Below are 26,038 nucleotides of genomic sequence, written 5' to 3' on the forward strand. Positions count from 1 at the left end.
TCCTTGTCGTCGGTCGGGTGATGGCCGAGCCTTCTGCGCTCAGCAGCGCCACGCGGCCAGTTGGGTTCGCAGCGTCGAGATGAGTGCCAGCGGCCGGTCGAGCATCGGGTGGTGGCCCATCTCCAGGAGCTCGACCACCCGCGCGTGGTCACCGACCAGCAATGCCAGCTTGAAGGCGACGCCGTCGGGCAGGATCCCGTGCTCGCACCGGAACAGCGTCACCGGACAGCCCAGCGTCGCGACGTACGGCGTCAACCGGGCGAGGCTGCCGACGACGGCGCGATCGAACTTCCAGGTCCACCTACCGCCGACCTCGCCCACCGAGAGGGCGGCGATGTGATCGCGGACGTAGGGAAGGACCATGTCCTGCGCGGGCGCGGTCACGAAGCGCTCCATGGCTTCGGCCTTGGAGGCGTAGAGCGGCATCGCCCGACGCCGTCGGCGCTCGAGCACGTCCTCGTCGAACTCGAGGTCGACCAGCGGCGAGTCGACCAGGGCGACGGCACCGATCAGGGCGGGGTGCTGCGTCGCCGTGACCAGCGCGACCCGGCCACCCATGCTGTGGCCGATGAGCGCCACCGGACGCCCTTCGCCCGCGATCCGCGCGGCAGCTGCCACCTCCTGGGCCCACAAGGCGGGCCCGTAGGCCGACCGATGGTCGCTGTCGCCGTGACCGCTGAGGTCGAGAGCCACGACGTGGCGGCCGTGCGCCAGATGCGGTGCGATGTGATCCCACCAGCCGGCATGGGCCGAGCCGCCGTGCACCAGCACGACGCCCGGGCTGCCCGGCTGCCCCCACGTCCGCATCGCGATGGTGGCTCCGGCCACCTCGACGAACCGGATGAGGGGCCGCTGCCCGATGGCCGTCGAGAACCAGGCAGGCGCCGTCGCCTGCGGCGCCGACGCGAGGCGGCTCAGAGCAGCTCCAGGATCGTCGCGTTGGCCATGCCGCCGGCCTCGCACATGGTCTGCAGGCCGTAGCGGATGCCCCGGTCCCGCATGTGGTGCACCAGGCGGGTCATCAGGATCGCGCCGGAGGCCCCGAGCGGGTGGCCTACCGAGATGGCACCGCCCAGCGGGTTCAGGACGTCGTCGCCGACGCCGAACTCCGCCTGCCACGCCAGCGGCACCGGGGCGAACGCCTCGTTGACCTCGAAGGCACCGATGTCCTGCGGTGAGAGTCCCGACTTCTGCAGCGCCTTGACGGTGGCCGCGATCGGCGCCGTCAGCATCATCACCGGGTCGTCGCCGGCCAGGACGGCCGTGTGGACGCGCGCCATCGGCTGCCAGCCGTTGGCCGCGGCGAGCTCGCTGGTGGTGATGAGCAGCGCCGCGGCGCCATCGGAGATCTGGGAGGCGTTGCCCGCGGTGATGACCCCGTCGGGGCGGAAGGCGGGCTTCAGGTTCGCCAGGGTCTCGACCGAGGTGCTGCGGCGCAGACCCTCGTCGTGCCGAAGACCGGCGAGCGGCGCGATCTGACCCTCGAAGGTGCCCGCGTCGGCGGCGACGGCGGTGCGCTCGTGGGATCGGGCGGAGTACTCGTCGAGGCGGGTGCGGGAGAGCCCCCACTTCGCCGCGACCATCTCGGCCGCGAAGCCCTGGTTCATGTCATCGACGCCGTAGCGCTCCAGCACCGACGCCGAGTACGGCGCTCCGTCACGCGCGGCGCTGCCCATGGGCACCCGGCTCATGGACTCGGCGCCCCCGACCACGGCGATGTCGTACTGCCCGGCCACGACCAGTCCCGCACCGAAGTGAACCGACTGCTGGCTCGAGCCGCAGCGACGATCGACGGTGGATGACGGCACCGACTCCGGCCAGCCCGCAGCCAGCACCGACACCCGACCCAGGCTGCCCGCCTGATCGCCGACCTGGCTCACGCAACCCCAGACCACGTCATCGACGGTGGCCGGCTCGAAGCCGACCCGATCCGCCAGCGCCTTGAGCACGTGAGCACCGAGGTCGGCGGGATGCACGTCGGCCAGCGAGCCGTTCCGCTTGCCGATCGGTGTGCGCACTGCATCGACGATCACCGCGTCCCGCATGGAAGCTCTCCTTCTTCAGCTGATCCCCTGGTGCACCAAATCATACAATTAGTATGATAATCAAGATCTTTCCATCCCGTCTCATCCAGGAGGTCGACCATGCGTCGCACCGTCTTCACCGAGGACCACGAGTCGTTCCGAGCCTCCGCACAGGCCTTCTTCACCAAGGAGGTCCAGCCGCACTACGCCGACTGGGCCGAGGCCGGACTGGTCGACCGCGAGGTCTACACGAAGGCGGTCCGCAACGGGCTGACCTGCCTGTCCATCCCCGAGGAGTACGGCGGCGCCGGCGAGCCGAGCTTCAAGTACAGCGCGGTGTTCATCGAGGAGAGCATCTTCGCCGACTGCAACCTCGGGGCGCTGCGGGTTCACGCGGAGCTGTGCCTGCCCTATCTGCACGCCTACGCCAACGAGGAGCAGAAGCAGCGCTGGTTCCCGGCCATCGCCAACGGCGACATCATCCTCGCCATCGCGATGACCGAGCCCGGGACGGGCTCCGACCTCGCCGGGATGGCCACCTCGGCGCGACGCGACGGCGACCACTACGTGCTCAACGGAGCCAAGACGTTCATCAGCGGCGGCGCCAACGCCGACCGGATCCTGGTGGTGGCGCGCACCGCGCCGTTGGATCCGGCCAATCGGCGGGCCGGCCTGAGCATGTTCGTGGTCGACACCTCCTCCCCCGGCTTCACGGTCGGCCGGAAGCTGAAGAAGATCGGCCTGCCGACCCAGGACACCGTCGAGCTGTCGTTCACCGACGTCCGCGTTCCGGCCGCCGACCTCCTCGGCGAGGAGGGCGCCGCCTTCAGCTACCTCTCCCACAACCTGCCCCAGGAGCGGCTCACCATCGGTGTCTCCTCCCTGGCCGCCGCGAAACGCGCCCTGCAGCTGGCCACGGCGTACGCGAAGGAGCGCAAGGTCTTCGGGCAGGCGGTCGCCTCCTTCCAGAACACCAAGTTCGTCCTGGCCGAGTGCGCAGCGGACATCACCGCCGGCGAGGCCCTCCTCGACAAGGCGCTGGAGGCGCACGAGATCGGCGACCTCGACGCTGCGGACGCCGCCCGCATCAAGCTCTTCCTGACCGAGCTCCAAGGCCGCGTCGTCGACAAGTGCCTGCAGGTCCACGGCGGCTACGGGTACATCCTGGAGTACCCGATCGCCGGCCTGTACGCCGATGCGCGGGTGAGCCGTATCTACGGCGGCACCAATGAGGTCATGAAGACGATCATCGCCAAGTCCATCGGCCTGTGACGGCCACACCACGGGAGCACCGGATGACCACCACACCCCTGCGCATCGAGCGCTCCGAGGCCATCGAGACCTGGACGCTCGACCTGCCCGAGCAGCGCAATCCGATCTCCGGGGACGACATGATCACGGCGATCGAGGAGGCCGCCGACAGGGTCAACCGCGACCCGTCGGTCCGTGCGGTCATCCTCACCGGCGCCGGCAGCGCGTTCTCCTCGGGCGGCAACATCAAGGACATGGCCGACCGAACGGGCCTGTTCGGCCATCCTGCGGCGGCCCAGCGCACCGCCTACCGTGACGGTATCCAGCGCATCCCGCGCGCCCTGCACGCCTGCGAGGTCACCCTGATCGCGGCCGTCAACGGCCCGGCGGTCGGCGCCGGCTGCGACCTCGCCCTGATGTGCGACCTGCGGATCGCCTCCAGCACCGCGTTCTTCGCCGAGTCGTTCGTCAAGCTCGGCATCATTCCCGGTGACGGCGGGGCCTTCTTCCTGCCGCGGGCGATCGGTGCCGCGCGGGCGGCCGAGATGGCGCTGACCGGCGACCGGGTCGACGCGGAGACAGCCCTGGCCTGGGGCCTGGTCTCCCAGGTCGTGGCACCCGAGGACCTGCTCACCTCGGCTCGCCGGCTGGCCGAGCGGGTCGCCGCGAACCCGCCGCACGCCGTACGGATGGCCAAGAAGCTGCTCCGCGAGGCCGAGGGACGCAGCCTCGACGGCGTGCTCGAGCTCTCGGCCGCCTTCCAGGCGATCGCCCACCAGACGCGTGACCACCACGAGGCCGTCGCCGCGATGCTCGAGAAGCGCGCTCCGAGCTTCACGGGCGAGTGAATCCGATGGCGACGACCGGGGTCGGCACCACGCTGATACCGGACTCGACGACGCTGAGCGGCCTGCGCGCCGAGGTCCGTGCGTTCCTCGACGAGGCGATAGCGACAGGGCGCTTCGTGCCAGGTGTCGACACCTGGCTCGGCGGCTACGACCCGCAGCTGACCGCAGCCCTGGCCGAGCGCGGCTGGCTCGGCATGACGATCCCGGTCGAGTACGGCGGCCACGGCCGCACCTTCATGGAGCGCTTCGTCGTCACCGAGGAGCTGCTCGCCGCCGGGGCTCCGGTGTCGGCGCACTGGATCGCCGACCGGCAGGCGGCGCCATCGCTTCTCCAGTACGGCACCGAGGCCCAGAAGCAGCGCTACCTGCCGCGGATCACCCGCGGCGAGCTCTTCTGGGCGATCGGGATGAGCGAGCCCGACTCGGGCTCCGACCTTGCCTCGGTCCGCACCCGCGGCGAGCGGGTCGAGGGCGGTTGGCGGATCACCGGCACCAAGGTGTGGACCTCGGGCGCTCATCATGCCCACGCGTTCTTCGCGCTCGTCCGCACCGCGCCTCTCGATCCCGAGCACCGGCACGCGGGGCTCTCGCGGTTCATCGTCGAGCTGGACTCCCCCGGCGTCGAGATCCGGCCGATCCTCTCCATGGACGGGAGCCACCACTTCAACGAGGTCCATCTCGACGACGTCTTCGTCGCGGACGACCTCGTGGTGGGAGCGATCGGGGACGGCTGGGCGCAGGTCACCTCCGAGCTGTCCTACGAGCGCAGCGGCCCCGAGAGGTTCCTCTCGACCTACCGACTGTTGGCCGCCCTGACCGAGCGTGGCCTCGGCGGCGCCGAGACCGGCGCATACGTCGCCCGCCTCACCGCCCTGCACCACATGTCCACGGCCGTTGCGGGTGGCCTGCAGCAGCACGCCGACGTCTCCTCGGCCGCGGCGGTCGTCAAGGTCCTCGGCACCGCCCTCGAAGGAGACATCGCCGACCTCGCGGATCGGCTGACCGAGGACGACCCGGGTGATGGCGAGCTGCAGGACCTCGTACGGCGAGCCGTCTACCACCGACCCGGATTCACCCTGCGGGGCGGCACCAACGAGGTGCTGCTCGGCGTGATCGCCCGAGAGCTGGGACTTCGATGAGCGACCCCATCACCACCGCGACCGCCAACGATCTCTCGTCGAGCGTGGACCCCGACCTCATCGCCACCTTCCGCGACCTGGCCACCGCGCACGGACCGAGCGTGCGCGACCCGGAGTCAGGCCTCGACCTCGACCTCGCGCTCTGGAGCAGACTCGAGGAGCTCGGCCTGGCCCGGCTCACCGGTGCCGAGGCCGACGGGGGCTCCGGTGCGACCTGGCAGGAGTCGGCGGCGCTGCTGACCCAGCTCGCCCTGGCCGGAGTCGCGGCGCCGGTGGGCGAGCACGACCTGCTGGCGGGCTGGCTGCTGCGCCGCTGCGGAGTCTCCGCGGATGCGAGGCTGCGCACCGTGGCGGTCCTCGGTGCCGGCGCGACCGAGGACTCCGACGGGCCCGACCACGCCGACCACGCCGAACGCGCCGATCGGCCCGACCGCATCGCCCGGGCGGTGCCGTGGGCGCGCGATGCCCACTCCGTGGCCTGCCTCTGGCAGGAGCGTGCGGGCTGGCGGATCGCCGATGTCCCGGCCGATCGCCTGCGCATCACGCCCGGACTCAACCTGGCCGGCGAGCCGCGCGACGAGGTGACGGCCGACCTCGCCTCCCTGGGCGACCTCGCCCTCCCGGAGATCCTGTCCGAGGCGACGCTCCGCGAGCTCGACCTGCGGGCCGCGCTGCTGCGCGCGGTCCAACTCGCGGCGGCGCTCGAAAGCTGCCTCTCCCTCACCCTCGACCACGTCAGCACACGGGTCCAGTTCGGACGAGCCATCAGTCGCTTCCAGGCGGTGCAGCACACGCTCGCCCAGGTCGCGGCCGAGACCGCCCTGGCTCGGGCCGCAACCGATGCCGCCGTCAGGGTGGCCACCCGCCGCGACGCCGGCACGACGGGGCTCGACGACCTCGCGTTCGCCGTCGCGGTGGCTCGTTCGTGTGCGGGTCACGCCGCCTCCCTCGTCGTACGGCGGGCCCATCAGATGCACGGGGCCATCGGCACGACCCTCGAGCACCCCCTGCATCGCGCGACCCTCGCCGCCCTGGCGTGGCGCTCCGAGCACGGCTCGACCCAGCACTGGGACGCCCAGGTCGCGGCGCTCGCCTCCGCGGCCGGCGGCGAGGGGCTGTGGCCGTTGATCACCCGTTGACCGCGCGCTGAATCCCCTCGCGATCCTTCGCGCGGCTCAAGGCGCGCGGGTCGCTCGTGGGGCGCGGATCAGCGGTGGGGCTGCCCGTCGTCGACCCGGACCACGGTGCCGGTGACGAACTCTGACGCCGGTGAGACCAGGAACAGCAGCGTGCTGTCCAGCTGCGCCGGGTCGCCGAGTCGCTGCCGGGGGAACCCGACCGAGGGGTCGCCGATCCGGTCGATCATCCCGTCCATCATCTCCGAGGAGAAGGCGCCGGGTGCGATGGCGTTGACGTTGATGTGGTGGCGCGCCCACTCCACCGAGAGCGTCTCGGTCATCCGGTTGATCGCCGCCTTGGTGGTGCTGTAGAGCGCTGCGCCCTTGCCGTCGTAGTCGAACGCGGCGACCGAGGAGAGATTGACGATGTTGCCTGGTCGGCCGGCCTCGATCGGCCGCCGCGCCACCTCCGTGGAGAGCAGCCACGGCGCCCGGAGGTTGGTCGCAAGCACCCGGTCGACCAGGTCGAGGTCCATCTTGTGGGCACGCTGGGCGTCCGGGATGCCGGCGTTGTTGACCAGGATGGTGATCGGCCCCAAGGAGCTCTCCACCGTGTCGACGGCCCGCACGAGGGCATCGGCGTCCATCACATCGAGCCGTACGCCGACGGCTCGCCCGCCGGCGGCCTCGATCTCGGCCACGACCTCCGCGATCTTCTCGGTGCGCCGACCAGCGACACCGACCGCGGCACCCGCGGCGGCCAGCGTGCGAGCGAACCGTCGCCCCAGCCCCGCCGTCGCTCCGGTGACCAGGGCGACTCGGCCGACGAGATCGTGTCCGACGTGGGGCAACGGGTAGCTCGTCATGTTAATCAGTGTATTCTTTAATCTATATTTCCGTCGATGCCCAGGAGGATCCGTGTCGGATCTGGTCATGATCAGCGAGCCGATCCCCGGGGTTCGGCAGGTCACGCTCCGTCGACCCGAGGCGATGAACACGCTCAACACCGAGCTGGTCGTCGCCCTCCATGACGCGCTGGACCGGATCGCCGTCGACCGATCGGCGCGGGTGGTGGTCCTGACCGGAGCCGGGAGCGCGTTCTGCGCCGGGCTCGACCTCAACGGTTACGGCGACACCGAGCGCGACGCCGACCACGGCGCGGTGCTCGGCACGCTTGCGCGCCAGCGGGAGATCTCGGCACTGCCCGAGCGGATCAACCGGCTCCCCCAGCCGGTGATCGCCGCGATCAACGGTCCCATCGCAGGCGGCGGCCTCGCGATCGCCTGCGCGAGCGACATCCGCCTCAGCGTTCCAGGCGCCCCGTGGGCCGTCGGCTTCATCCGCGCCGGATTCTCCGCGTGCGACATCGGCCTGTCCTGGCTGCTGCCGCGCATCGTCGGCACGGGCAACGCCCACGAGCTGATGCTGACCGGGCGCCGCTTCGACTCCGAGGAGGCCCTGCGGATCGGTCTGGTGACCTCCCTGCACGAGCCGGACGAGCTGCTGCCTGCGGCGCTGGCGAAGGCCGAGCAGATCATGCTCAACCCGCCGGCCTCGGTCGAGCTGACCAAGCAGGGCATGTGGCTCAACGTCGAGACGCCGTCGCTGCGCGCCGGGATCGAGCTGGAGAACCGCCAGCAGGTGATCACCTCGCTCACCGAGGACCGGCCGGAGGCGGCGCGCGCGTTCTTGGAGAAGCGAGCACCCAGCTACCTGCACCGCTGAGGGCTCACCATGACTGATCCCGAACGACGACGCGAGTGGCAACCCTGGCTCGACCGCCTGTCCGAGGAGCATGGGCGCGCCCGCACCATGGGAGGCCCGCAGCGCCTCGCGGCCCACCGCAGCAGCGGGAGACTGAACGCTCGCGAGCGCCTCGACCTGCTCTTCGACGAGCAGAGCTTCACCGAGATCGGAGCGCTGGTCGGCAACAAGGATGACTCCCCGGCCGACGGATTCGTGTGCGGGTTCGGCCTGATCGAGGGTCGCCCCGTGGTCGCGGGCGCCGAGGACTACACCACCAAGGCCGGCAGTGTCGGCCGCGGCGGCGCCTACAAGCGGCACCGGCTCGCCGAGCTGGCTCTGCAGGAGCGGGTCCCACTGGTCTGGCTGAAGGAGGGCGCCGGGGCGCGACTGGGCGTGCGGACCAGCACCCCGGCACGAACGCCCAACGACCTGTCCGCCATGGCCGACCTCAAGGGCGAGGTACCCGTCGTGTGCGCCATCCTCGGCATCTCGGCCGGCCATGGTGCCCTGGCCGCCCCGATGGCCGACTTCGTCGTGATGACGCCGCAGGCCGCGCTCTTCACGGCCGGCCCTCCGCTGGTCAAGGCTGCCCTGGGCGAGGACCTCTCGCCGCACGAGCTCGGCGGCTGGGAGGTGGCGATCCGCGAGGCCGGCACGGTGCACAACCTTGCCCGGGACGACGCCGACGCCATCGCGCAGCTGCGGCGCTACCTGTCCTTCCTGCCCTCCTGCCGAGGTGGGTGGCTCCCCCACCAGGACGGCCCCGAAGCGGCGCCCCGATCCACCGATGAGCTGCTCGACGTCATCCCGCCGAACAGCCGCCAGCCCTACGACGTACGCGACGTCATCACCACGGTCGTCGACGCCGACAGCTTCTTCGAGATCCAGCCGCTGTACGGCGCCGCGGTGTGCACCGGATGGGCGCGGCTCGGCGGACGGCCGGTCGCGGTCGTGGCGAACAACCCGCGCCACGGCGCGGGCGCCATGGATGCCGCCGCCGCGATCAAGGCCACCGAGCTGATCGAGATCGCCGACACGTTCGGGCAGCCCGTGATCTTCCTGATCGACAACCCCGGCATGCTCGCCGGTTCGCGCGCGGAGCGCGACGGCGTGCTGAAGTGGGGCGGGCGGCTCTACCTCGCGGTGCGTCGCCTCCGGAGCCCGCGGATCAGCGTGCTGATCCGCAAGGGCTTCGGCTTCGGGCTCGCGACCATGGCGCACATGCCGCACGACCGGCAGAGCCTCACCCTGGCGCTGCCCAGCGCCAACATCGCCACCATGCCCGCGCAGAGCGGAGGCCGGACCGCACACCTCGACGACGAGACCCGAGCCCGGATCGAGGGCGCCCAGCGCGGCGGCCCCTACGGCCTGGCCGACCGTCTCGGCGTCGATGACGTGGTCCATCCGCGCGAGCTGCGCGATCGCCTCCTCAAGGGCCTGCGCCTCTCAGCCGACCGCGACCAGCGGTGACACCGCACCATCTCCCGTCCACTGCCAGGAGGAACCATGCCCGACGTACTGCTCACCCGGGACGACAACGGCGTTCGCGTGCTGACGCTCAACCGTCCCGCGGCCCGCAACTCCTTGAGCCGCGAGCTCAACGGTGCGCTGAGCCATGCGCTCGGCGTCGCCGATGCCGATCCGTCGGTGCGTGCCATCGTCCTCACGGGGTCCGACCCGGCGTTCTGCGCGGGGCTGGACCTCAAGGCTCTGGCCTCCGAGGGGGCCTCCTACCTCGATGACATCCGCAGCGATCACGCGATCCGCCGGGTCAGCGAGATCACGACGCCTGTCATCGGTGCGATCAATGGCGCCACCTTCACCGGCGGACTCGAGATCGCCCTTGGCTGCGACTTCCTCATCGCCAGCGAGCGAGCCGTGTTCGCCGACACCCACGGTCGGGTCGGCGTGCTTCCCAATGGCGGCATGACAGCGCGCCTCCCCGACCGGGTGGGTACGGCGTGGGCGCGTCGGATCTCCTTGACCAGCGAGGTCGTCGACGCCGCACTCGCGCTGCGGATCGGGCTGGTGACCGAGGTGGTCGCCCACGAGGACCTGCTGGCACGCGCGGTAGCGGTGGCCGCCCAGATCGCCGACGGCGACCGGACGACGATCCGGCTGCTCAAGCAGATGTACGTCGCCGGTTGGGAGGCCACCGCCGGGAACGCGCTCGAGACCGAGGCCGCGCTCGCCGATGCGACGCCGCCGTCCTGGGACGACCTCGAGGCCAACCGCCGCCAGATCATCTCCAGGAACCGCTCCCAGCTGGCCTGAGCAGGCGCGCGTACGGCGCAGGGCCTCGCGGGTCCTGCGCCGTACGCGTCAGCGATCGATCGTCACACCGGGTCGGTGAAGGTCGGCGCGCGCTTGGCCAGGAAGGCCTGGACGCCCTCGGTGCCGTCCGGGCGTGCGGCGGCCGCCCGGATCGCGAGCGTCTCGCGTCGCAGCGCCTGCTCCGGCGCGGCATCGGCCGCGTCGCGGACCAGCCGCTTCGTGACCGCTTGGGACACGGCGGGCAGGGCGAGCAACGTACGCGCGACATCGGCCACGGTGGCCTCGAGCTCCCCCGCCGGGACCACCCGAGCGACCAGGCCCGCGTCCCGCGCCTCAACGGCGCTCATCGCGTCGCCCAGCAGGGCGAGCCTGAGGGTGCGGTGCAGGCCAAGTGTGTGGACCAGCAGGCTGGTGCCTCCGTCGACCGTCAGCCCGACCTTGGTGTAGCCGAGGCTGAACCGGACGGCGTCGGCGGCGATCACGATGTCGGCGGCCGCCGCCAGCGGGAAGCCCGCGCCGGCCGCGTGTCCCTGGACCGCGCAGATCACGACGGCCTCCGAGCGCTGGACCTCCGAGACGACGCGGTGCAGCGCGTCCGCGAGGTCGTCGATGAAGACCGGCATGTCGTCGGCCGCGGCCATCGCCGCGAGATCTCCGCCGACACAGAAGAACCGACCCGTCGCCCCGATCACGATGACGCGTGCGCGATCCGCACGGGCGCGGCGCAAGGCGTCGAGCAGCTGCGCGACGCAGGCGACGCCGATCCCGTTGCCGCGATCGCCGTCGAGGAGGGTGATCCTCGCCAGCCCGTCGTCGTAGCCGTAGTCGACGACCTTCGACTCGAGCGCCACCTCAGCCCTCGATCAGGGCGAGGCTGTTGCGGGCGTACGTCGCCCGGCGCCGCTCACTGGTCAGGAACGCCGGTGGCGCGAAGTACACCAGGTCACGGGCGAGCGACCCCTCGGCCCTGCGCTCGGCGAGGCGCTTGCGGGCGTCCTCGGTGGTGCCGCAGACGGTGACCGTCGCGACCATCTCGTCACTCACCGCGGCGGTCATGGCCTCGATGTCGCCCTTCGCGAACGCGGCACGCAGCGCGGCGACCTCCTTCTCCCAACCGTGAAGCTCGACGAAGGGGTCGTAGGTCTTGACGGTGAGGTAGAAGCCGACCATCCGTCGGGCGTCGCGCACCGCGCGGTCGGGATCCTCGTCGTCGACGGCGGTGATCAGCCAGCCGTGCTCGAGGAAGCCCTCGGAGGACTGCGCCTCAGCCGGGCGTACGACCTCGTCCCACCACCGTGCCGTGAACAGGCCGTGCCCGATCACGCCGTCGGCGTGGCGAGCGGCGGCACGCACCATGCCGGCATTGAAGCCGGCGAAGAGCACCGGGATGTCGAGACGACCGAGGATCGGGGCCTGGACCTTCGCGTTGATCCGGTAGTAGGGGCCCTCGTAGGTGACCCGCTCACCGTTCTCCGCATGGAGCCAGGCGCGCACCGCGCCGGCGAGATCGCTCATCTGCGCGACCGGCCTGTCGACCTCGACGCCGAACCAGTCCCGGTTGATGGTGTAGGCACCCGATCCGAGACCGAGGAAGAGCCGTCCGGGAGCCTGCTTGTGCAGCGTGCGCATCGCCGCCGCGTGTGCGTACGGAGAGCGCGAGAAGGCGTAGGCGATGGCGGTGCCGACGTTGGCGCGAGTCGAGTTCGCCACCATGTCGGCGACCACCTCGTAGGCGTCGTGGTCGACGAAGTCCCCCGTGCAGAAGGCGGTGATACCCGCCGCCTCCGCCTCTGCCGCAACCTCGGCCCCCGGCCAGGGCAACCCGAATTCCATCACACGCTCCGATCCACAGCCACGTCTTATTAGTTATCTGATTGCACTATATGTTGCGATCAGCGCAGCGTCCACTGCGGCTTGGCGAAGCCTTCACGCGAGACCTCGGCCGTCCCGATCGGGTTGCCCCGCATCGGGAAGTGCCAACCGACGGCCTGCGCCGTCTCCCGGTCGAGGTCCAAGGTGTCCCAGACCGACTTGACCGTGCCCTGGACGGCGACCGCCGGCTTGGCGGCGATGATCCGGGCGATCGCGTCGACGCGAGCGTGCAGGTCGGCGGCCGGCACCAGCTCGGACACCAGCCCGATCTCATAGGCGCGCCGCGCCGACATCCGCTCGTCGAGGCCCATCAACGCCCACCGCATCGCCTCGCCGAGCGGAATCCGGCGCGCGAGTCCGATCGGCTCCAGCGCCGACGTCATGCCATAGGAGACGTGCGGGTCGAAGAAGGTCGCGTCGTCTGCCGAGACGATGAAGTCACACTCGTTGAGCCAGTAGAAGGCTCCCCCGGCGACCATCCCGTGCACGGCCGCGATGACGGGCTTCCACACCTTGTTCTGCCGAGGGCCGAGGCCGCGCCCGGGATCCTCAGCGCTCCAGATGTTCTCCCCGAGGGACACGCCGTCGGCCACGTCCACACCGGTGCAGAAGGCGCGATCGCCGGCAGCGCGCAGGACGACGACATGGATGTCGTCGTCGGTGCGCACGCGCTTCCACAGATCGCTGAACTCGTCGACCATCAGCTGGTTGAAGGCGTTCATGCGCTCAGGACGGTTGAGTGTCACGGTGGCGACGTGGTCGACGACGTCGACCAGGATGGTCTCGTAGGACATCGGGTTCCTCTTTCGGTTCAGGGACGAGTCAGCGAGGCTCGCGCGGCATGCCGAGCGCACGCTCGGCGATCACGTTCTTGAGCACCTCGGTCGCGCCGCCCGCGATGGTGTAGGCGCGGGCATAGAGGAAGGCGTCCTGCCACCAGCCGGCATCGACCGCCTCGCTGTCGCCCTCGGCGAGGATCCCGGCTCGCCCCTGGAGCTCCACACCCAGCTCTACCGCCGCGAGGTTCGTCTCACTGAAGGCGATCTTCACCGCGGCCGCGTCTGCGGCGTCCTCGGTGCCGGCCAGGATGTGGGAGCGGACCGACTCACTCATCGCCTGGACGGCGAGCACCTGCGTCGCGATCTTGCCGATCTGCGCGTCGGTGCCGAGCTCGGTGAGGCGGTCGAGCTGCCGCACGAGCTCGACCGAGCTGGCGGCGACACCGCTGCGCTCGTGCCCGAGGCTCGAGTTGGCCACCCGCCAGCCGTCGTTGACCTCACCGATCACGCGATCGGCCGGGATGCGCACGCCGTCGAGGAAGACCTCGTTGAAGTCATAGGTGCCAGTGATCTCGCGCAGCGGGCGCACGTCGACGCCGGGAGCGCGCATGTCGAGGATGAAGGCCGTGATGCCCTTGTGCTTCGGCGCGGCAGGATCGGTGCGTGCCAGCAGGTAACCCAGGTCGGCGTGGTGACCGTTGGTGGTCCACACCTTCTGGCCGTCGATCACCCAGTGGTCGCCGTCGAGCCTGGCCTTGGTCTGCAGGCCCGCGAGGTCGCTGCCGGCCCCTGGCTCGCTGAAGAGCTGGCACCAGATGTCCTCGCCCGACCTGATCCGCGGAAGGAAGTGGTCCTTCTGCTCGGTCGTCCCGAAGTCGATCAGGGCCGCTGAGGACAGGTGGTAGGCGCCGATCGGGGTCCACGTCCGGGAGCGCGCCAGCTCCTCGGCCACCACGAACGCCTCAGCGGGGTTGTAATCGGCGCGACCACCGTAGGCGAGCGGCCACCCGCCGCCGAGGAAGCCCGCGCCGAACAGCTGCTTGGTGAACTCGCGCAGCGCCGGGATCTGCTCCGCCTCCGGAGCCCGCACTCCGGCATGCTGCTTGATGCCCGGGCTGTGCTCGGCGACGAACGTCCGAACGTCGTCGCGCAGCTGGTCGAGCTGTGCGGAGGAATCGAGTCGCATCGCTGTTGACCCCTTGCTTGAACAGTTAGATGATTTGGCTGCTTCAGGGATACCATACTCATGACCCAGGGCCCGCGGGAACTGCCCGCATCGATAGGAAGGCGTCGCATGGACTTCGAGCTCAACGAGGAACAGCAGATGCTTCGCGAGGTCTCGCGCAGCATGCTGAGCACCGCCTGCCCGCCGCAGCTCATACGTACTTTGGCCGATGCGGCCCACGACGTCGACGACAAGCTGTGGCAGCGCGGTTGCGAGCTCGGCTGGTCCTCGCTCATCGTCCCCGAGGATCTCGGCGGAGCCGGTCAGGGCCTGGTCGAGCTGTGCCTGGTCGCGGAGGAGATCGGCCGCGCGGCCGCTCCGGGCCCGTACGTCGAGACGGCCCTCGTCGCGGCCGCGGCCGCGGCCGGAGGTGCACCGAGCGCCCTGGTGGACCAGCTCGCCGAGGGAAGCGTGCGCGCCACCGTCGTCGACACGCCGGATCTGGTCCACGCCGCGGGTGCCAGTGAGATCGCCCTCGTCCTCGACGGCGAGCCCCGGCTGGTCCGCCTCGCCAGCACGCACCGTCACACGACGATCGACCAGACGCGAGGCTGGTACTCGGTGGACCTGGACGAGGTCACGGAGACGATCCCGCTGACCATCGACGGCGCCCGCTGGCGCGACGCGATGACGGTGCTGACCGCAGCCGACGCGCTCGGTTCGGGTGAGCAGCTGCTCGCCATGACCGTGGCCTACACCACGGTGCGCGAGCAGTTCGGCCGGCCGATCGGCTCCTTCCAGGCGGTCAAGCACAAGGCCGCCGAGATGCTCATCAGCCTCAAGGGCGTGCGCGCAGCCGTCTACCGCGCCGCGATGGCGCTGGACGCGCACGCCGACGACGCCACGCTGTGGGCATCCGTGGCGAAGGCAACGGCATCGGACGGCATCGCCCAGGTGGCAGGCGACGCGCTGCAGCTGCACGGCGGCATCGGCTTCACGTGGGAGCACGACCTGCACCTCTTCCTCCGCCGCGCCAAGGTCGACCAGGCGGTCTGGGGCAACGCGTCAGCACACTACGAGAAGGTGGGCGCGCTGGTGAGCACCCACCACGAGGCCTGAGCGCAGCATCCGAGAACGGGCGAGGGGCCTTCCATCCGGAAGGCCCCTCGCCCGTTCTCGTGCACCTGCGCTCAGCGCGGCGGCATCGCCGGATCGTGCGGAAGCCGCAGCACCTGCTCGGCGATGGTGTTGCGCTGGATCTCCGCCGTACCGGCGCCGATCGTGGCGGCCCTGCTGGTGAGGAAGCCACTGAGCCAGCGCGCACGCTGCACGGCCGCATCGGAGGCCTTGGTGACCAGGCCATCCGGACCGAGCATGTCCACCGCGAACTCGTGCAGCTCCTGCTCGAACGTCGTCAGCATCAGGCGCGAGACCGAGGACGTCGGACCGGGCTCACCACGCTCGAGGATGCCGGCGATGATGCGCTCGGCGTTGAAGCGCATCAGGCGGACCCGGATGTCGAAGTCGGCGAGCTGATCGCGGATCAGCGGGTCGGAGGTGAGGCCGCGCTCCTGGGCGAGCTGGATCAGCTCGTCGAGCACCCGGCGATACCGGGCGGCCTGATTCATCGAACCGGCCGCACGCTCGTGGCCCAGCGACGTGCGGACGAGTGCCCAGCCGCTGTTCTCCTCGCCGATCCGGTTGGCGACAGGCACGCGCACGTCGTCGAGGAAGACCTCGGCGAAGATCGTCCCGCCGTTGAGATCCTTGAGCGGGCGGATCGTCACGCCGGGCGCCTTGGCGTCGATGATCAGGTAGGTGATGCCCTTCTGGCGCGACTCCTGGGAGCCCGTCCGCACCAGGCAGAACAGGGTGTCCGCCAGGATGCCGCTCGACGTCCAGACCTTCTGCCCGTTGACGACGTAGACCTCGTCCTCCCCCGAGCCCTCACGACGTGCCGTGGTCCGCAGCGAGGGCAGGTCCGAGCCCGCGCCGGGCTCGGAGTAGCCCTGGCACCACACCTCGTCGTGACGCAGCATCGCCCGCACCCACGTCTGCTTCTGGACCTCGGTGCCGTAGCGGATGATCGTCGGGGCGACGATGCCGAGACCGGTGCCGAGCGCACCTGGAACCTTCGCGCGGGCGATCTCCTCCTGGTAGATCACCTGCCGCCCGAACGGTAGGTCCATGCCACCGACCTCTTGCGGGAAGCTCGGGCCGGCGTAGCCCGCGTCGTACAGATTGCGGTGCCAGGCCTTGGTCCAGGCGACGCGCTCGCGCGGGTCGCGGGGCCTCGGGCCGGGACCGCCGGAGGTGAGGAACGCGCGCAGGCGCAGCCGGAACTCCTCGTCGCTCTCGGCGTGCAGCGCGTGTGAGGGGTCGTCCACGCTCGGGTGGACCGGGTGCTGGATGGTCGTCATGTCAGATTCCTGCCAGGTCGGCGACGCGCGCGCGGTGGTGGGCCGGGCTGCCGAAGAGCACCTCGGACGACTTGGCGCGCTTGAGGAAGTAGTGGGCGTCGTGCTCCCAGGTGAAGCCGATGCCGCCATGGATCTGGATGTTGTCCTTGGCGACGCGGGTGAAGGCGGGGCCCGCCCACGCCGCCGCCGCACTGGCCGTGAGCGAGGCTTCGGGATCGTGGTCGGCGAGCAGGGCCGCAGCAGCCGAGGCCGCGTTCCGCGCCGACTCGACGTCGAGCAGTCGATCCGCGCACATGTGCTTGATCGCCTGGAACGAGCCGATCGGTCGGCCGAACTGCTCGCGGACCTTCGCATACTCCACGGCCATCTCGAGCGCAGCCGCAGCACCTCCGGCCTGCTCGGCGGCGAGGTGCGCCGACACCAGGTCGCGCACCCGCCCCAGGACGGCGGCGGCATCGGTCGCCACCCGCTGCGCAGGCGTCGCCTCAAACGTGAGGACGGCGAGTGCGCGGGTCGGATCGAGCTGCGCGAGCGGCTCTCGCGTCAGGCCGGCCGCGTCGCCATCGATGCCGAACAGCCCGACCTCCCCCTCCACCAGAGCGGCGGCCAGGATCAGGTCGGCGCTGCAGCCGTCGACCACGAAGCGCTTGCTGCCGGTGAGCCGCCAGCCGCCCTCGCCGTCGGGCTCGGCCGTGGTCAGCACCTTCTCGGGATCGATCTCGCCAGTCAGGTCGGCCACCGCGAGGGTGCCCGTCAGCGCACCCTCGACGATGCCGGGAAGCCAGCGCTCGGCCGCTTCGACGTCATCGGCAGCGACCAGCGCCTGGGCAGCCATCACGACCGTGGCGAAGAACGGCCCGGCGTACAGGGTGCGGCCGAGCTCCTCGCACACCACGCCCAGCTCGACGGGCCCCATGCCGGCGCCGCCGAACTGCTCGGGAACCGCGATGCCCTGCAGCCCGATCTGCTCGGCCATCTGCTTCCAGACCGCCTCGTCGCACGATCGACCGCTCTCTACCACCCGGCGCGTGTCGGAGATCGACGCCTTGTCGGCGAGGAAGCGACGGGTCACCTCGCGGAGCTCCTGGAGCTCCTCAGCCTGGCCACTCATGGCTCGGCTCCTATCTGAAGGTCACGATGGAGTTACTAACATATAACTCATTTGACTATTTGGTCGAATGAGGCCGGCGACGAGCACCGAGGTGACGCAATGCCTGGGGCGTGAAGGCATAGTCGGCCGGATCGACGGTGTGACCCGGCGCGACGACCTCGTCGATCGCGTCGAGCACGTCCGCATCCAGGCGAACGTCCGCCGCCGCAAGCTGGGACTCCAGCTGCTCCAGCGTGCGGGGCCCGATGATGCTGGAGGTCACCGCCGGATGAGCGGCGGTGAAGGCGAGGGCAAGGGTGACCATGTCGAGGCCGGCATCGGCGGCGATCTTGTCCAGCGCAGGCAGCAGGGCCAGCTTGTCCGACGCGCCGTCACTGCCCAGGCGCCAGCCGCGGGTGTTGAGCCGGTCGAAGCGGCTGCCGCTCGGGGCGACCTCGGCCGAGCGGTACTTGCCGGTCAGCCAGCCGCTGTTGAGGGGACTCCAGACGATGACGCCCATGCCGTGCCGGACCGCGGTCGGGAACACGTCCCGCTCGGGACCACGCACGAAGATCGAGTACGGCGGCTGCTCGCACCGAGGCAGCACATGGCCCCGGGTGCTGGCCAGCGACTGAGCCTCGACCATCCACTCCGCCGGCCAGGTGGAGGTGCCGACCATCCGAACCTTGCCGTCGCGAACCAGGTCCGAGAGCGCCGAGAGCGTCTCGTCGAGGTCGGTGTTCTCGTCGAGGCGATGCACCTGGTAGAGGTCGATGTAGTCGGTGCCGAGGCGCCGCAAGGAGTCCTCGCACGCCTTGACGATCCAGCGGCGCGATGCGCCGCGGTGATTGGGGTCGCCGTCCATCGGGTTGTAGAACTTCGTGGCGAGCACGACGTCGTCGCGACGGCCGCGCAGCACCTCGCCGAGGATCTCCTCGGACTCGCCGCGCGAGTAGACGTCGGCGGTGTCGATGAAGTTGATGCCCGCGTCCAACGCCCTGTCGACGATGGCTCGGCACTCGGCGCGGTCCGTGTTGCCGATCGAACCGAACATCATCGTCCCCAGGCATTGGGACGACACCCGCACGCCCGTACGGCCCAGCAGTCGCATCTCCATCAGGAACCCACCCTCCGACGGCAGCGCCGTCCACGATCTGTCAAAGACGAATGAACCGCGCGCTCAGCGCCCGGCGTACCAGCCTGCCGGCATGGCCGCATCGACACGGACCAGACGATGCGCGAAGACCCAGCGGTCCTCGGCTGGGGTGAGGACGTCGCGGTAACGACCCCAGTGATCGACGCCGAGGTGCTCCCCGTGGTGCGTGATCACGCAGAAGTACGCCGACGTCTCCACCCGGTCGGGCGCGATCGCGTCGAACCGGAGGTTGGTGACGAAGTGCCGGACCTGTGGAGGCACCGCACCCGCGGGTCTGTCGCGGCCACCGCCGAGCGTCGCGACGATCGCCGCCCGTCCGACGGCCGTCCTCGAGCCCTTGATCTCGAGCACGCCGTCGGCGGCGAAGCAGTCTGCGAGCTCCTCGAGCCGGAAGCGGTCGCCGGCATGGGTGTAGGCCGCATACGTGTCCCGCACCCGCTCCCTGATGACGAGCTCGGCGATGTCCATGGTCGATCAGTCCGAGGAAGGCAGCGCCTTCGCGCCGGCCTGGGTGAGGAGCTCACCGTTGACCGCGAGCGAGCCGTCGCCGGCCTTGCTGACCAGGACCTCGATGCTGTCGGCGGCGTCGACATAGCGCTTGCCCAGCAGCGTCCCACCCAGATGCGCCGGATCCGCCGTCACCTCGGGAGCCTGCGACCCCTTGGCGATCATCGCGACGCCGCCGCAGGTCAGCTCCACCTCGCCGGCCGGAGCCTTGGTCACGATGATCTGCGTCGTGTCGACCGCGCTCGCAAGCGCCTCTCCTACACGGAGCTTCATGATGTTGCCTTTCTCATTGCTTGTGGCGCCGATCACGCCGGCACCCGAACCTAGCGAGTGTCGAACGACACTCAGACAGCGACCTCGGAGCTGAGTGCGGTCTTGATCTGCTCGAGCAGGTCGACGCGCGAAACCTTGTGTGACGGCGTTCGCGGGAGCTCGTCCACGATCACGACGTGCAACGGCACCTCGTAGGGCAGGAGCAGCTCCCGGCAGTGGTCCCGCAGCTCCTGGGGAGACGGTGCCACGGCGCCCGGCTCGAGCTCGACGCCCGCCACCGGAACCGCGCCGAGTCGCTCGTCGGCCCACGGCGCGACGGCGGCCTCGCGAACCGCAGGGTGACGCTCCAGGGCCAGCCGCACGGTCTCCGGATGCACCTTGAAGCCACCACGGATGATCGCGTCGTCGGCGCGACCGTGGATCCACAGGAAGCCGTCCTCGTCGAGCGCGGCGAGGTCGCTGGTGCGTTGCCACTCGTCGGCGCCCAACGGCGACTGCGCCGTGCGGACCTCGAGCAGTCCCTGCTCGCCGGCCGGAAGCGGATTCCCGTCCGGACCGGTGATGCGTAGCTCGACGCCAGGCACCGGCCGTCCGGCTGCGCCCTTCTTGGTCTCCCAGTACTTCTCGTGCAGCGGGAGGCTCCACAGGGCGATCGCCCCCGCGAACTCGGTCGCGCCGTAGGTCGGCAGCACCCGGATCCCGTAACGGTCGAGCATGCTGTCGATCAGCTCCGGCGGGCAGAAGGTCGTCCCGCTCGTTGCGACCTGGATGCTGGACAGCTTCTCCGCGGGCACCTCGGCCTGGAGGATCGTCCGGAGGGCGGCGGGCACCAGGCCCGTCGCACGCGGCCGGTGCCGCTCGACGGCCTCCAACCACGACTCGAGCTCGAAGCGCGGAAGCAGGCAGATCTTGCGGCCGGCGTAGATGGGCGACAGCGCGCCCCAGAAGCCGCCGATGTGGACGATGGGGGTCACCACGAGTGTCGTGCCGCTGCGGAAGAGGCCGTCGGACGGCGGGTTCGGAACACTCGTGGCGAGCGCCGTCGCGAACTGTCGCTCGCGGAGCAGCACGCGCTTCGGCGGACCGGTCGTGCCAGAGGTCAACATCTCCACGGCGATCCCAGGAGCCAGGTCCTCCGGTGTCGGAACGACCGGCTCGATCGGCCCCGAGGCGCTGACCCGGTCGGCCAGCAGGCTCAGCACGAGGGCTTCGCCGGCCGCTTCCCGGACGCCTTCGCCGGCCAGCTGCTGCGGACGCCCCACGACGGCCGGGACGGCGGCCCGGGCGATGTCGGCGGCGAGGCGCGCAGGCGGCTGAAGGCCGCTGAAGGTGACGACCGTACGCCCCGAGGCGAGGATCTCGAGCAGGGCAGCCACGTGCTCGGGCCGGTTCTCCAGGATGAGGCCGACACGCGCGGCCTCGCCCAAGCCGCGCTCGTTCAAGGCGTTGTCGAGTGATCTGGCCACCGACTGGACCGTGCCCCAGCTGGTCCACTGGCCCTCGAAGTCGATGGCTTCACGATCAGCAGGCGCTTGAGCGAGAAGATCACGGAACCGTTCGCGGAACATCAACGACCCTTCCAGACCGGGGAGCGCTTCTCCGCGAACGCGGTCGCGCCTTCGCGCGCATCCTCCGAGGTGAACACCGGCGCCATCAGCTCCGACTGCCGCTTCCAGCTCTCCTCGAACGTCCAGTCGGACGCCGAGCGCGCGATCTGCTTGGTCACCGCGACGGCGAGGGGTCCGTTGGCGGCGATGGACTTGGCCAGCGCCACGGCCTCCTCGAGGGCGCCGCCCTCGGGCGTGAGCCGGTTGACCAGTCCGAGGTCGTAAGCGCGCTGGGCACTGATCGGGTCTCCGGTGAGCAACAGCTCGAGGGCGATCGGCAGCGGGATCCGCTGCGGAAGCAGCATCGCGGCTCCAGCTCCCGCCACGAGTGCACGCTTCGTCTCCGGGACGCCGAAGCGAGCGGTCTCGGCGGCGACCACCATGTCGCACGCGAGCAGGATCTCGAACCCACCGGCGAGGGCCCAGCCCTCCACCGCGGCGATGAGCGGCTTGCGCGGCGGCGTCATGGTGATGCCGGCCAAGCCGCGGCCCTCGATGCTGGGGCTCTCTCCTCGCAGGAAGCCCTTCAGGTCCATGCCCGAGCAGAAGCTGCCGCCCGCGCCGGTCAGCACGGCGGCCCACAGCTCCTCGGAGCCGTCCAGCTCGTCGACCGCAGCGGCAACGCCCTCGGCGACCGCCTGGGTCACGGCATTCTTGGCGTGCGGTCGGTTGATGGTGATGATCAGAACGCCGTCGCGACGCTCGGTGAGCACCTCAGGTGCCTCAGTCATGACGCTTCCTCTCTTGGTGGTCTTCAGGCCTGCCGGACGAAGCCGGCTTGGATGAGGTCATCGATCTCGTGCTCCGCGTAGCCGGCCGCGGCCAGGACCGAGCGGGTGTCCTCACCCGCGCTGCGCACCGAGCTGGGCTCGTCGGCAGGCGTACGCGAGAAGACAGGTGCCACCCGGGGCTCCGGGCCCGCGTCCAGGGTGGCGAACACGCCCCGGGCAGCCATGTGCGGGTGGAGGGGCGCCTCGGCGAGGCTGAGCACCGGCGCCACACAGGCGTCGGTCTGCTCGAAGACCGCAGCCCACTCGTCGCGGGTCCGCTCCGTGAAGCGGCCCGCGATCGCAGCGCGCATCTCGGGCCATCGCGCCGTGTCGTCCTGGTCGAACTCCAGCTCCAGGCCCTTCATCAGCTCGGCGAAGAACTGCGGCTCGATCGCGCCGACGGCGACGTGCTTGCCATCGGCACACGCATAGGTGTCGTAGTAGGGGGTCCCGCCGTCGAGCAGGTTGCTCTCACGCGCGTCGATCCAGCCGTCGCGGTTGAACATGCCGTAGACCATCGTCATCAAGGAGGCGGCGCCGTCGACCATGGCCGCGTCGACCACCTGGCCGCGGCCGCTCGTCTGACGCTCCTGGAGTGCGGCGAGGACGCCGAGCAGCAGGAACATCGAGCCGCCGCCGAAGTCCGCCACCAGGTTCACCGCGTTGCGCGGCTTGTCCACGGAGCCGGTCGCATGCAGCGCACCGGTGATGGCGGCATAGGTGATGTCATGGCCGGCGGTCTGCGCGAGCGGACCGCTCTGGCCCCATCCGGTCATCCGCGCATAGACGAGCCGCTCGTTGATCGCGTGGCAGTCGGCGGGGCCGATTCCCAGTCGCTCGGTGACGCCGGGACGCAGGCCCTCGATCAGCACGTCGGCGTCTCGGACCAGTCTCAGCACGACGTCGCGTCCCTGCGCCGACTTCAGGTCGACGGCGATGTTGGACCTGCTGCGCGCCAGGCCGATGCTCGCCGCCACGGCGGCTCCGACCGCACCCGGGCGATCGACGCGCACGACGTCGGCACCGAGCTCGGCCAGAAGCAGGCACGCGTACGGCGCCGGCCCGATGCCGGCGAGCTCGACGACGCGAAGACCCGCAAGAGGCCCGCCCCTGCTCTCCGTCAACTTCCGCATGCTGCCATCCTAACGCATTGGTTAACTGATTGCACTATTCAATCTCGATGTCGGAATGACATCTGATACGGCGCGAGGGGAACCAGACCCTGGCTCCCCTCGGCGACGCGTTCCGACGTCCTCAGATGTCGGTGACCCGGATCCCGGCATGGCTCTTGTAGCGACGGTTCATGCTGATCAGGTTCGCGGTGAAGGCCTCGACCTGATGGGCGTTGAACTGCTTGCCCGCATAGACGCCCCGCACTCCCGGAATCATCCCGGCCAGGTCCTGGACCATGTCGGTGGCAGCACGCACGTTGCCGACCACCAGGACGTCCGTCTCCACCGACGGATGCTGCGGGTCGTTGAGCAGGACGGCACTGATCGTGTTGAACGCGCCGACCACCACCGCATCAGGAAGGAGCATCTGCGCCTGCTCGACAGCCGAACCCTCGCTCACCAGGATCGGCGAGCAGCCGTGCTTCCCGAACGACAGGGGGTTGACGCAGTCGACGACGACCTTGCCGCCCACCACGTGCGCGATCTCCTTGACCAGCGTCTCGTGACCGTCCCACGGCACGACGAGCAGCACGACGTCTGCTTCGGCGGCGGCGGAGACGTTGTCGAGGCCCACCAGCGGCCGACCGGTCTCGGCGGCGAGCTCGTCGGCCATCTCCTGCGCGCGGCCACCGTCTCGGCTCCCCAGCAGCACGTCGAGACCCGCCAGCGCGAAGCGGCGCGCCAGACCCCGTCCCTGCGGCCCGGTGCCACCGAGAACCGCGATGCGTCGGCCCTCGAGCGAGGACGGAACCGCCAGCGCCGGCTCGTCGTCGAAGATCGTCATGTTCATCCGGCGTACTCCTTCAGTAGGGCGATGTCCTTGACACGTCCCTCGTGCGTCGAGGCGACGCAGGAGGCGTTGATGGTGGTCAGGCCGGACTCGGCGAAGGCGGCGACACGCTCGGCGACATGCCCCGGGGCGCCGATCAAGGCGACACCGTGGACCAGCTCGGCCGGCACGGCTGCCGCAGCCTCCTCCTTCCGGCCATCGAGGTAGAGGTCCTGGACGAGACGCGCCTCGTCGACGAAGCCGTAGCGACCGGCGAGCTCGTTGTAGAAGTTCTTGCCCCGAGCCCCCATGCCTCCGACATAGAGCGCCAGGTGTCGGCGCACCTCCCACTCGCCGCGCTCGAGCTCGTCGCGGTCCTCGGAGATGAGGACCTTCACGTCGGCCGAGATCTCGAGCGGCGCGAGCTCCGCAGAGCGACGGGCGACCCCCGCGGCAAGCGCGTCACCGAAGGCCGCCTTCGCCGCCTCGGGCAGGTAGAAGATCGGCTCCCACCCCTCGCAGACCTCGGCCGCCAGCTCGACGCTCTTGGGGCCCAGGGCAGCCAGGATGATCGGGATGCGGGCGCGGACCGGGTGGTTGATCAGCTTCAGCGGCTTGCCGAGTCCCCCGCCACCGTGCTCCTTGGTGAGCGGGAGGTGGTAGACATCGCCGTGATGCTCCACCGGCTCGCGACGCCACACCTGCCGGCAGATGTCGATCACCTCGCGAGTGCGCGTCAGCGGCCTGTCGTACCTCAGCCCGTGGAAGCCCTCGACGACCTGCGGACCGGAGGCACCGATCCCCAGGACGAATCGACCGTCGGAGACGTAGTCGAGCCCGGCCGCGGTCATCGCCAGGAGCGTCGGCGTTCGCGAGTAGATGTTCAGAATGCTGGAGGCGATCTCCACCCGATCGGTCATCGCGGCGATGAAGCCGAGCTGACTGACCGAGTCGAACGAGTACGCCTCCGGCAGGAGGACCCTGTCGAGACCGACCGACTCGAACTCTCGGAGGTGGTTGACAGTCTCCCGGAAGCCGCCCGCGTAGTTGAGCGGCATGCCAATCTTCATGCGGCATAGACTAAATGAGTTCAATGATTCAGTCTATGCTTGGATCACCGTGGCGCACATCACAGATCCGGCCTCCGGAGACCATGCAGCGGCGCGCCGCAAACGGCCGTCAAAGTAAACGGAATAGGATGACTTCTATGACTAATGCGGCAAGCCACGACACGGCACCTCGGGTCGGCATGGCGATGCGAGCACCGAAGACAGCCGAGCTGATCGCCTCCCACCTGCGCCGGCAGATCGTCAAGGGCGAGCTGAAGCCCGGTGAGACGTTGCCCGCCGAGGCCAACCTGATGCAGCAGTTCGCTGTCTCTCGGCCGACCCTGCGCGAAGCCTTCCGCATCCTCGAGGCGGAGTCGCTGATCGGCGTACGTCGCGGATCGCGGGGTGGAGCCCAGGTGCTCGCGCCCGACCCGCGCGTCGCGGCCCGCCATGTCGGTCTGCTGCTGCAGCTCCAGGGCACCACGGTCCAAGACGTCTACGAGGCGCGCAAGGCCACCGAGCCCATCTGCGCCGCCATGTTCGCAGAGCGCAGCAGCCCCGAGGACGTCCAGGACCTCCGCGAGGCCATCGCAGACCTCAAGACGACGATCGACGCGGGCTTCGACAAGGTTCCCAACCCGGCGGACTGGGCTCGTGCGACCTACCGGATCCACGAGCTGGTGCTCCAGCGTTGCGGCAACAAGACGCTGGCCGTGCAGGGGGCCGTGCTGGTCGACATCGTCGACACCCACATGGCGCGCGCCATCGGTGTCGGCATGCTCGACGACGCGACGGCGCCCGACCGCTACCAGAAGGCGCTCCGGTCCTACAGCAAGCTGCTGCGTCTCGTCGAGACCCACGACAGCGAGGGCGCCGAGAAGCACTGGCGACGTCACATGGAGGTCGCCGAGAGCTTCATCCTCCCGCCCGGCGAGAAGAACATGCCGGTCGTCGACCTCTTCGGCTGATCCGGCTGATCCGATTCGGCTGATCCGATAGGGGCTGCTCC

General features: G+C 70.1%; 26 protein-coding genes. 9 read left to right on the plus strand and 17 right to left on the minus strand.

The window, feature by feature from the left end:
• Positions 1-39: 39 nt before the first annotated feature.
• Together H036_RS0119500 and H036_RS0119505 are read right to left on the minus strand one after the other, a co-directional pair.
• Entirely contained in the window at positions 40-828 is a 789-nt protein-coding gene (locus tag H036_RS0119500) for an alpha/beta fold hydrolase (protein ID WP_198290031.1), read from the minus strand.
• An 86-nt stretch (positions 829-914) separates the two neighbouring features.
• Complete coding sequence (locus H036_RS0119505) at positions 915-2,045, minus strand: thiolase family protein (protein ID WP_017936495.1); 1,131 nt, start codon at positions 2,043-2,045, stop codon at positions 915-917.
• 99 nt (positions 2,046-2,144) lie between these two features.
• Between H036_RS0119505 and H036_RS0119510 the strand changes: the two genes are divergently transcribed.
• Genes H036_RS0119510 through H036_RS0119525 form a run of 4 tightly spaced genes read left to right on the plus strand, consistent with a single transcriptional unit; the run spans position 2,145 to position 6,401 of the window.
• Complete coding sequence (locus H036_RS0119510) at positions 2,145-3,296, plus strand: acyl-CoA dehydrogenase family protein (protein ID WP_017936496.1); 1,152 nt, start codon at positions 2,145-2,147, stop codon at positions 3,294-3,296.
• A 23-nt stretch (positions 3,297-3,319) separates the two neighbouring features.
• On the plus strand, positions 3,320-4,123 hold the full coding sequence (locus H036_RS0119515; protein WP_036489363.1) for a crotonase/enoyl-CoA hydratase family protein: 804 nt from the start codon (positions 3,320-3,322) through the stop codon (positions 4,121-4,123).
• A 5-nt stretch (positions 4,124-4,128) separates the two neighbouring features.
• Positions 4,129-5,262 carry an acyl-CoA dehydrogenase family protein gene (locus tag H036_RS0119520; protein ID WP_017936498.1) on the plus strand — a complete coding sequence of 378 codons (1,134 nt, stop codon included), beginning with the start codon at positions 4,129-4,131 and terminating at the stop codon, positions 5,260-5,262.
• A complete protein-coding gene (locus H036_RS0119525; protein ID WP_017936499.1) occupies positions 5,259-6,401 on the plus strand; it encodes an acyl-CoA dehydrogenase family protein in 1,143 nt (380 codons plus the stop codon). Before H036_RS0119520 ends, H036_RS0119525 begins: the two co-directional genes overlap by 4 nt.
• A gap of 68 nt (positions 6,402-6,469) precedes the next feature.
• Here H036_RS0119525 and H036_RS0119530 read toward each other — a convergent pair whose 3' ends face one another.
• A complete protein-coding gene (locus H036_RS0119530) occupies positions 6,470-7,246 on the minus strand; it encodes an SDR family NAD(P)-dependent oxidoreductase (protein WP_017936500.1) in 777 nt (258 codons plus the stop codon).
• A gap of 52 nt (positions 7,247-7,298) precedes the next feature.
• Here H036_RS0119530 and H036_RS0119535 point away from each other — a divergent pair, with 52 nt between their 5' ends.
• Genes H036_RS0119535 through H036_RS0119545 form a run of 3 tightly spaced genes read left to right on the plus strand, consistent with a single transcriptional unit; the run spans position 7,299 to position 10,400 of the window.
• The gene (locus H036_RS0119535; RefSeq protein ID WP_017936501.1) at positions 7,299-8,105 is read left to right on the plus strand and encodes an enoyl-CoA hydratase/isomerase family protein; all 807 of its coding nucleotides are present in this window, start codon (positions 7,299-7,301) and stop codon (positions 8,103-8,105) included.
• A 9-nt stretch (positions 8,106-8,114) separates the two neighbouring features.
• The gene (locus tag H036_RS23840) at positions 8,115-9,596 is read left to right on the plus strand and encodes an acyl-CoA carboxylase subunit beta (RefSeq protein WP_036489366.1); all 1,482 of its coding nucleotides are present in this window, start codon (positions 8,115-8,117) and stop codon (positions 9,594-9,596) included.
• Between the two features lie 36 nt (positions 9,597-9,632).
• Complete coding sequence (locus H036_RS0119545) at positions 9,633-10,400, plus strand: enoyl-CoA hydratase (RefSeq protein WP_017936503.1); 768 nt, start codon at positions 9,633-9,635, stop codon at positions 10,398-10,400.
• Between the two features lie 62 nt (positions 10,401-10,462).
• Here the strand turns inward: H036_RS0119545 and H036_RS0119550 are convergent, their stop codons facing one another.
• From H036_RS0119550 to H036_RS0119565, 4 genes are read right to left on the minus strand one after another with little or no spacing between them, the layout of a single operon-like run.
• On the minus strand, positions 10,463-11,251 hold the full coding sequence (locus H036_RS0119550) for an enoyl-CoA hydratase/isomerase family protein (RefSeq protein ID WP_017936504.1): 789 nt from the start codon (positions 11,249-11,251) through the stop codon (positions 10,463-10,465).
• 1 nt (position 11,252) lies between these two features.
• A complete protein-coding gene (locus H036_RS0119555; protein ID WP_017936505.1) occupies positions 11,253-12,233 on the minus strand; it encodes an LLM class flavin-dependent oxidoreductase in 981 nt (326 codons plus the stop codon).
• Between the two features lie 59 nt (positions 12,234-12,292).
• The gene (locus H036_RS0119560; protein WP_017936506.1) at positions 12,293-13,066 is read right to left on the minus strand and encodes an enoyl-CoA hydratase/isomerase family protein; all 774 of its coding nucleotides are present in this window, start codon (positions 13,064-13,066) and stop codon (positions 12,293-12,295) included.
• A 28-nt stretch (positions 13,067-13,094) separates the two neighbouring features.
• Positions 13,095-14,237, minus strand: coding sequence for an acyl-CoA dehydrogenase family protein (locus H036_RS0119565; protein ID WP_017936507.1), 1,143 nt, complete (start codon positions 14,235-14,237; stop codon positions 13,095-13,097).
• 108 nt (positions 14,238-14,345) lie between these two features.
• On the opposite strand from H036_RS0119565, the gene H036_RS0119570 reads away from it, so the two are divergent.
• Entirely contained in the window at positions 14,346-15,335 is a 990-nt protein-coding gene (locus H036_RS0119570) for an acyl-CoA dehydrogenase family protein (protein ID WP_017936508.1), read from the plus strand.
• 71 nt (positions 15,336-15,406) lie between these two features.
• On the opposite strand, the gene H036_RS0119575 is transcribed toward H036_RS0119570, so the two are convergent.
• The 10 genes from H036_RS0119575 to H036_RS0119620 all read right to left on the minus strand — a co-directional run bounded on the left by H036_RS0119575 (position 15,407) and on the right by H036_RS0119620 (position 25,050).
• Positions 15,407-16,636, minus strand: a complete 1,230-nt coding sequence (locus H036_RS0119575; protein WP_017936509.1) for an acyl-CoA dehydrogenase family protein — start codon at positions 16,634-16,636, stop codon at positions 15,407-15,409.
• 1 nt (position 16,637) lies between these two features.
• Positions 16,638-17,747, minus strand: a complete 1,110-nt coding sequence (locus tag H036_RS0119580) for an acyl-CoA dehydrogenase family protein (protein WP_017936510.1) — start codon at positions 17,745-17,747, stop codon at positions 16,638-16,640.
• A gap of 55 nt (positions 17,748-17,802) precedes the next feature.
• Positions 17,803-18,843, minus strand: a complete 1,041-nt coding sequence (locus tag H036_RS0119585; protein ID WP_026146185.1) for an aldo/keto reductase — start codon at positions 18,841-18,843, stop codon at positions 17,803-17,805.
• A 63-nt stretch (positions 18,844-18,906) separates the two neighbouring features.
• Positions 18,907-19,350, minus strand: coding sequence for a nuclear transport factor 2 family protein (locus H036_RS0119590; protein ID WP_017936512.1), 444 nt, complete (start codon positions 19,348-19,350; stop codon positions 18,907-18,909).
• Between the two features lie 6 nt (positions 19,351-19,356).
• Positions 19,357-19,662, minus strand: coding sequence for a hypothetical protein (locus tag H036_RS0119595; protein WP_026146186.1), 306 nt, complete (start codon positions 19,660-19,662; stop codon positions 19,357-19,359).
• A 71-nt stretch (positions 19,663-19,733) separates the two neighbouring features.
• A complete protein-coding gene (locus H036_RS0119600; RefSeq protein WP_017936514.1) occupies positions 19,734-21,230 on the minus strand; it encodes a class I adenylate-forming enzyme family protein in 1,497 nt (498 codons plus the stop codon).
• Positions 21,230-22,000, minus strand: coding sequence for a crotonase/enoyl-CoA hydratase family protein (locus H036_RS0119605; protein WP_017936515.1), 771 nt, complete (start codon positions 21,998-22,000; stop codon positions 21,230-21,232). The genes H036_RS0119600 and H036_RS0119605 overlap by 1 nt, the downstream gene beginning before the upstream one ends.
• A gap of 23 nt (positions 22,001-22,023) precedes the next feature.
• Complete coding sequence (locus H036_RS0119610) at positions 22,024-23,172, minus strand: CaiB/BaiF CoA transferase family protein (RefSeq protein ID WP_017936516.1); 1,149 nt, start codon at positions 23,170-23,172, stop codon at positions 22,024-22,026.
• A gap of 121 nt (positions 23,173-23,293) precedes the next feature.
• A complete protein-coding gene (npdG, locus tag H036_RS0119615; protein WP_017936517.1) occupies positions 23,294-24,001 on the minus strand; it encodes an NADPH-dependent F420 reductase in 708 nt (235 codons plus the stop codon).
• The gene (locus H036_RS0119620; protein WP_036489369.1) at positions 23,998-25,050 is read right to left on the minus strand and encodes an LLM class F420-dependent oxidoreductase; all 1,053 of its coding nucleotides are present in this window, start codon (positions 25,048-25,050) and stop codon (positions 23,998-24,000) included. Before H036_RS0119620 ends, npdG begins: the two co-directional genes overlap by 4 nt.
• A gap of 137 nt (positions 25,051-25,187) precedes the next feature.
• Here H036_RS0119620 and H036_RS0119625 point away from each other — a divergent pair, with 137 nt between their 5' ends.
• Positions 25,188-25,997 (plus strand): FadR/GntR family transcriptional regulator, encoded by an 810-nt coding sequence (locus H036_RS0119625; protein ID WP_026146188.1) that lies wholly within the window; start codon positions 25,188-25,190, stop codon positions 25,995-25,997.
• The last annotated feature ends 41 nt before the right edge of the window (positions 25,998-26,038 follow it).

The organism is Nocardioides sp. Iso805N (assembly GCF_000364605.1).
GTDB lineage: Bacteria > Actinomycetota > Actinomycetes > Propionibacteriales > Nocardioidaceae > Nocardioides.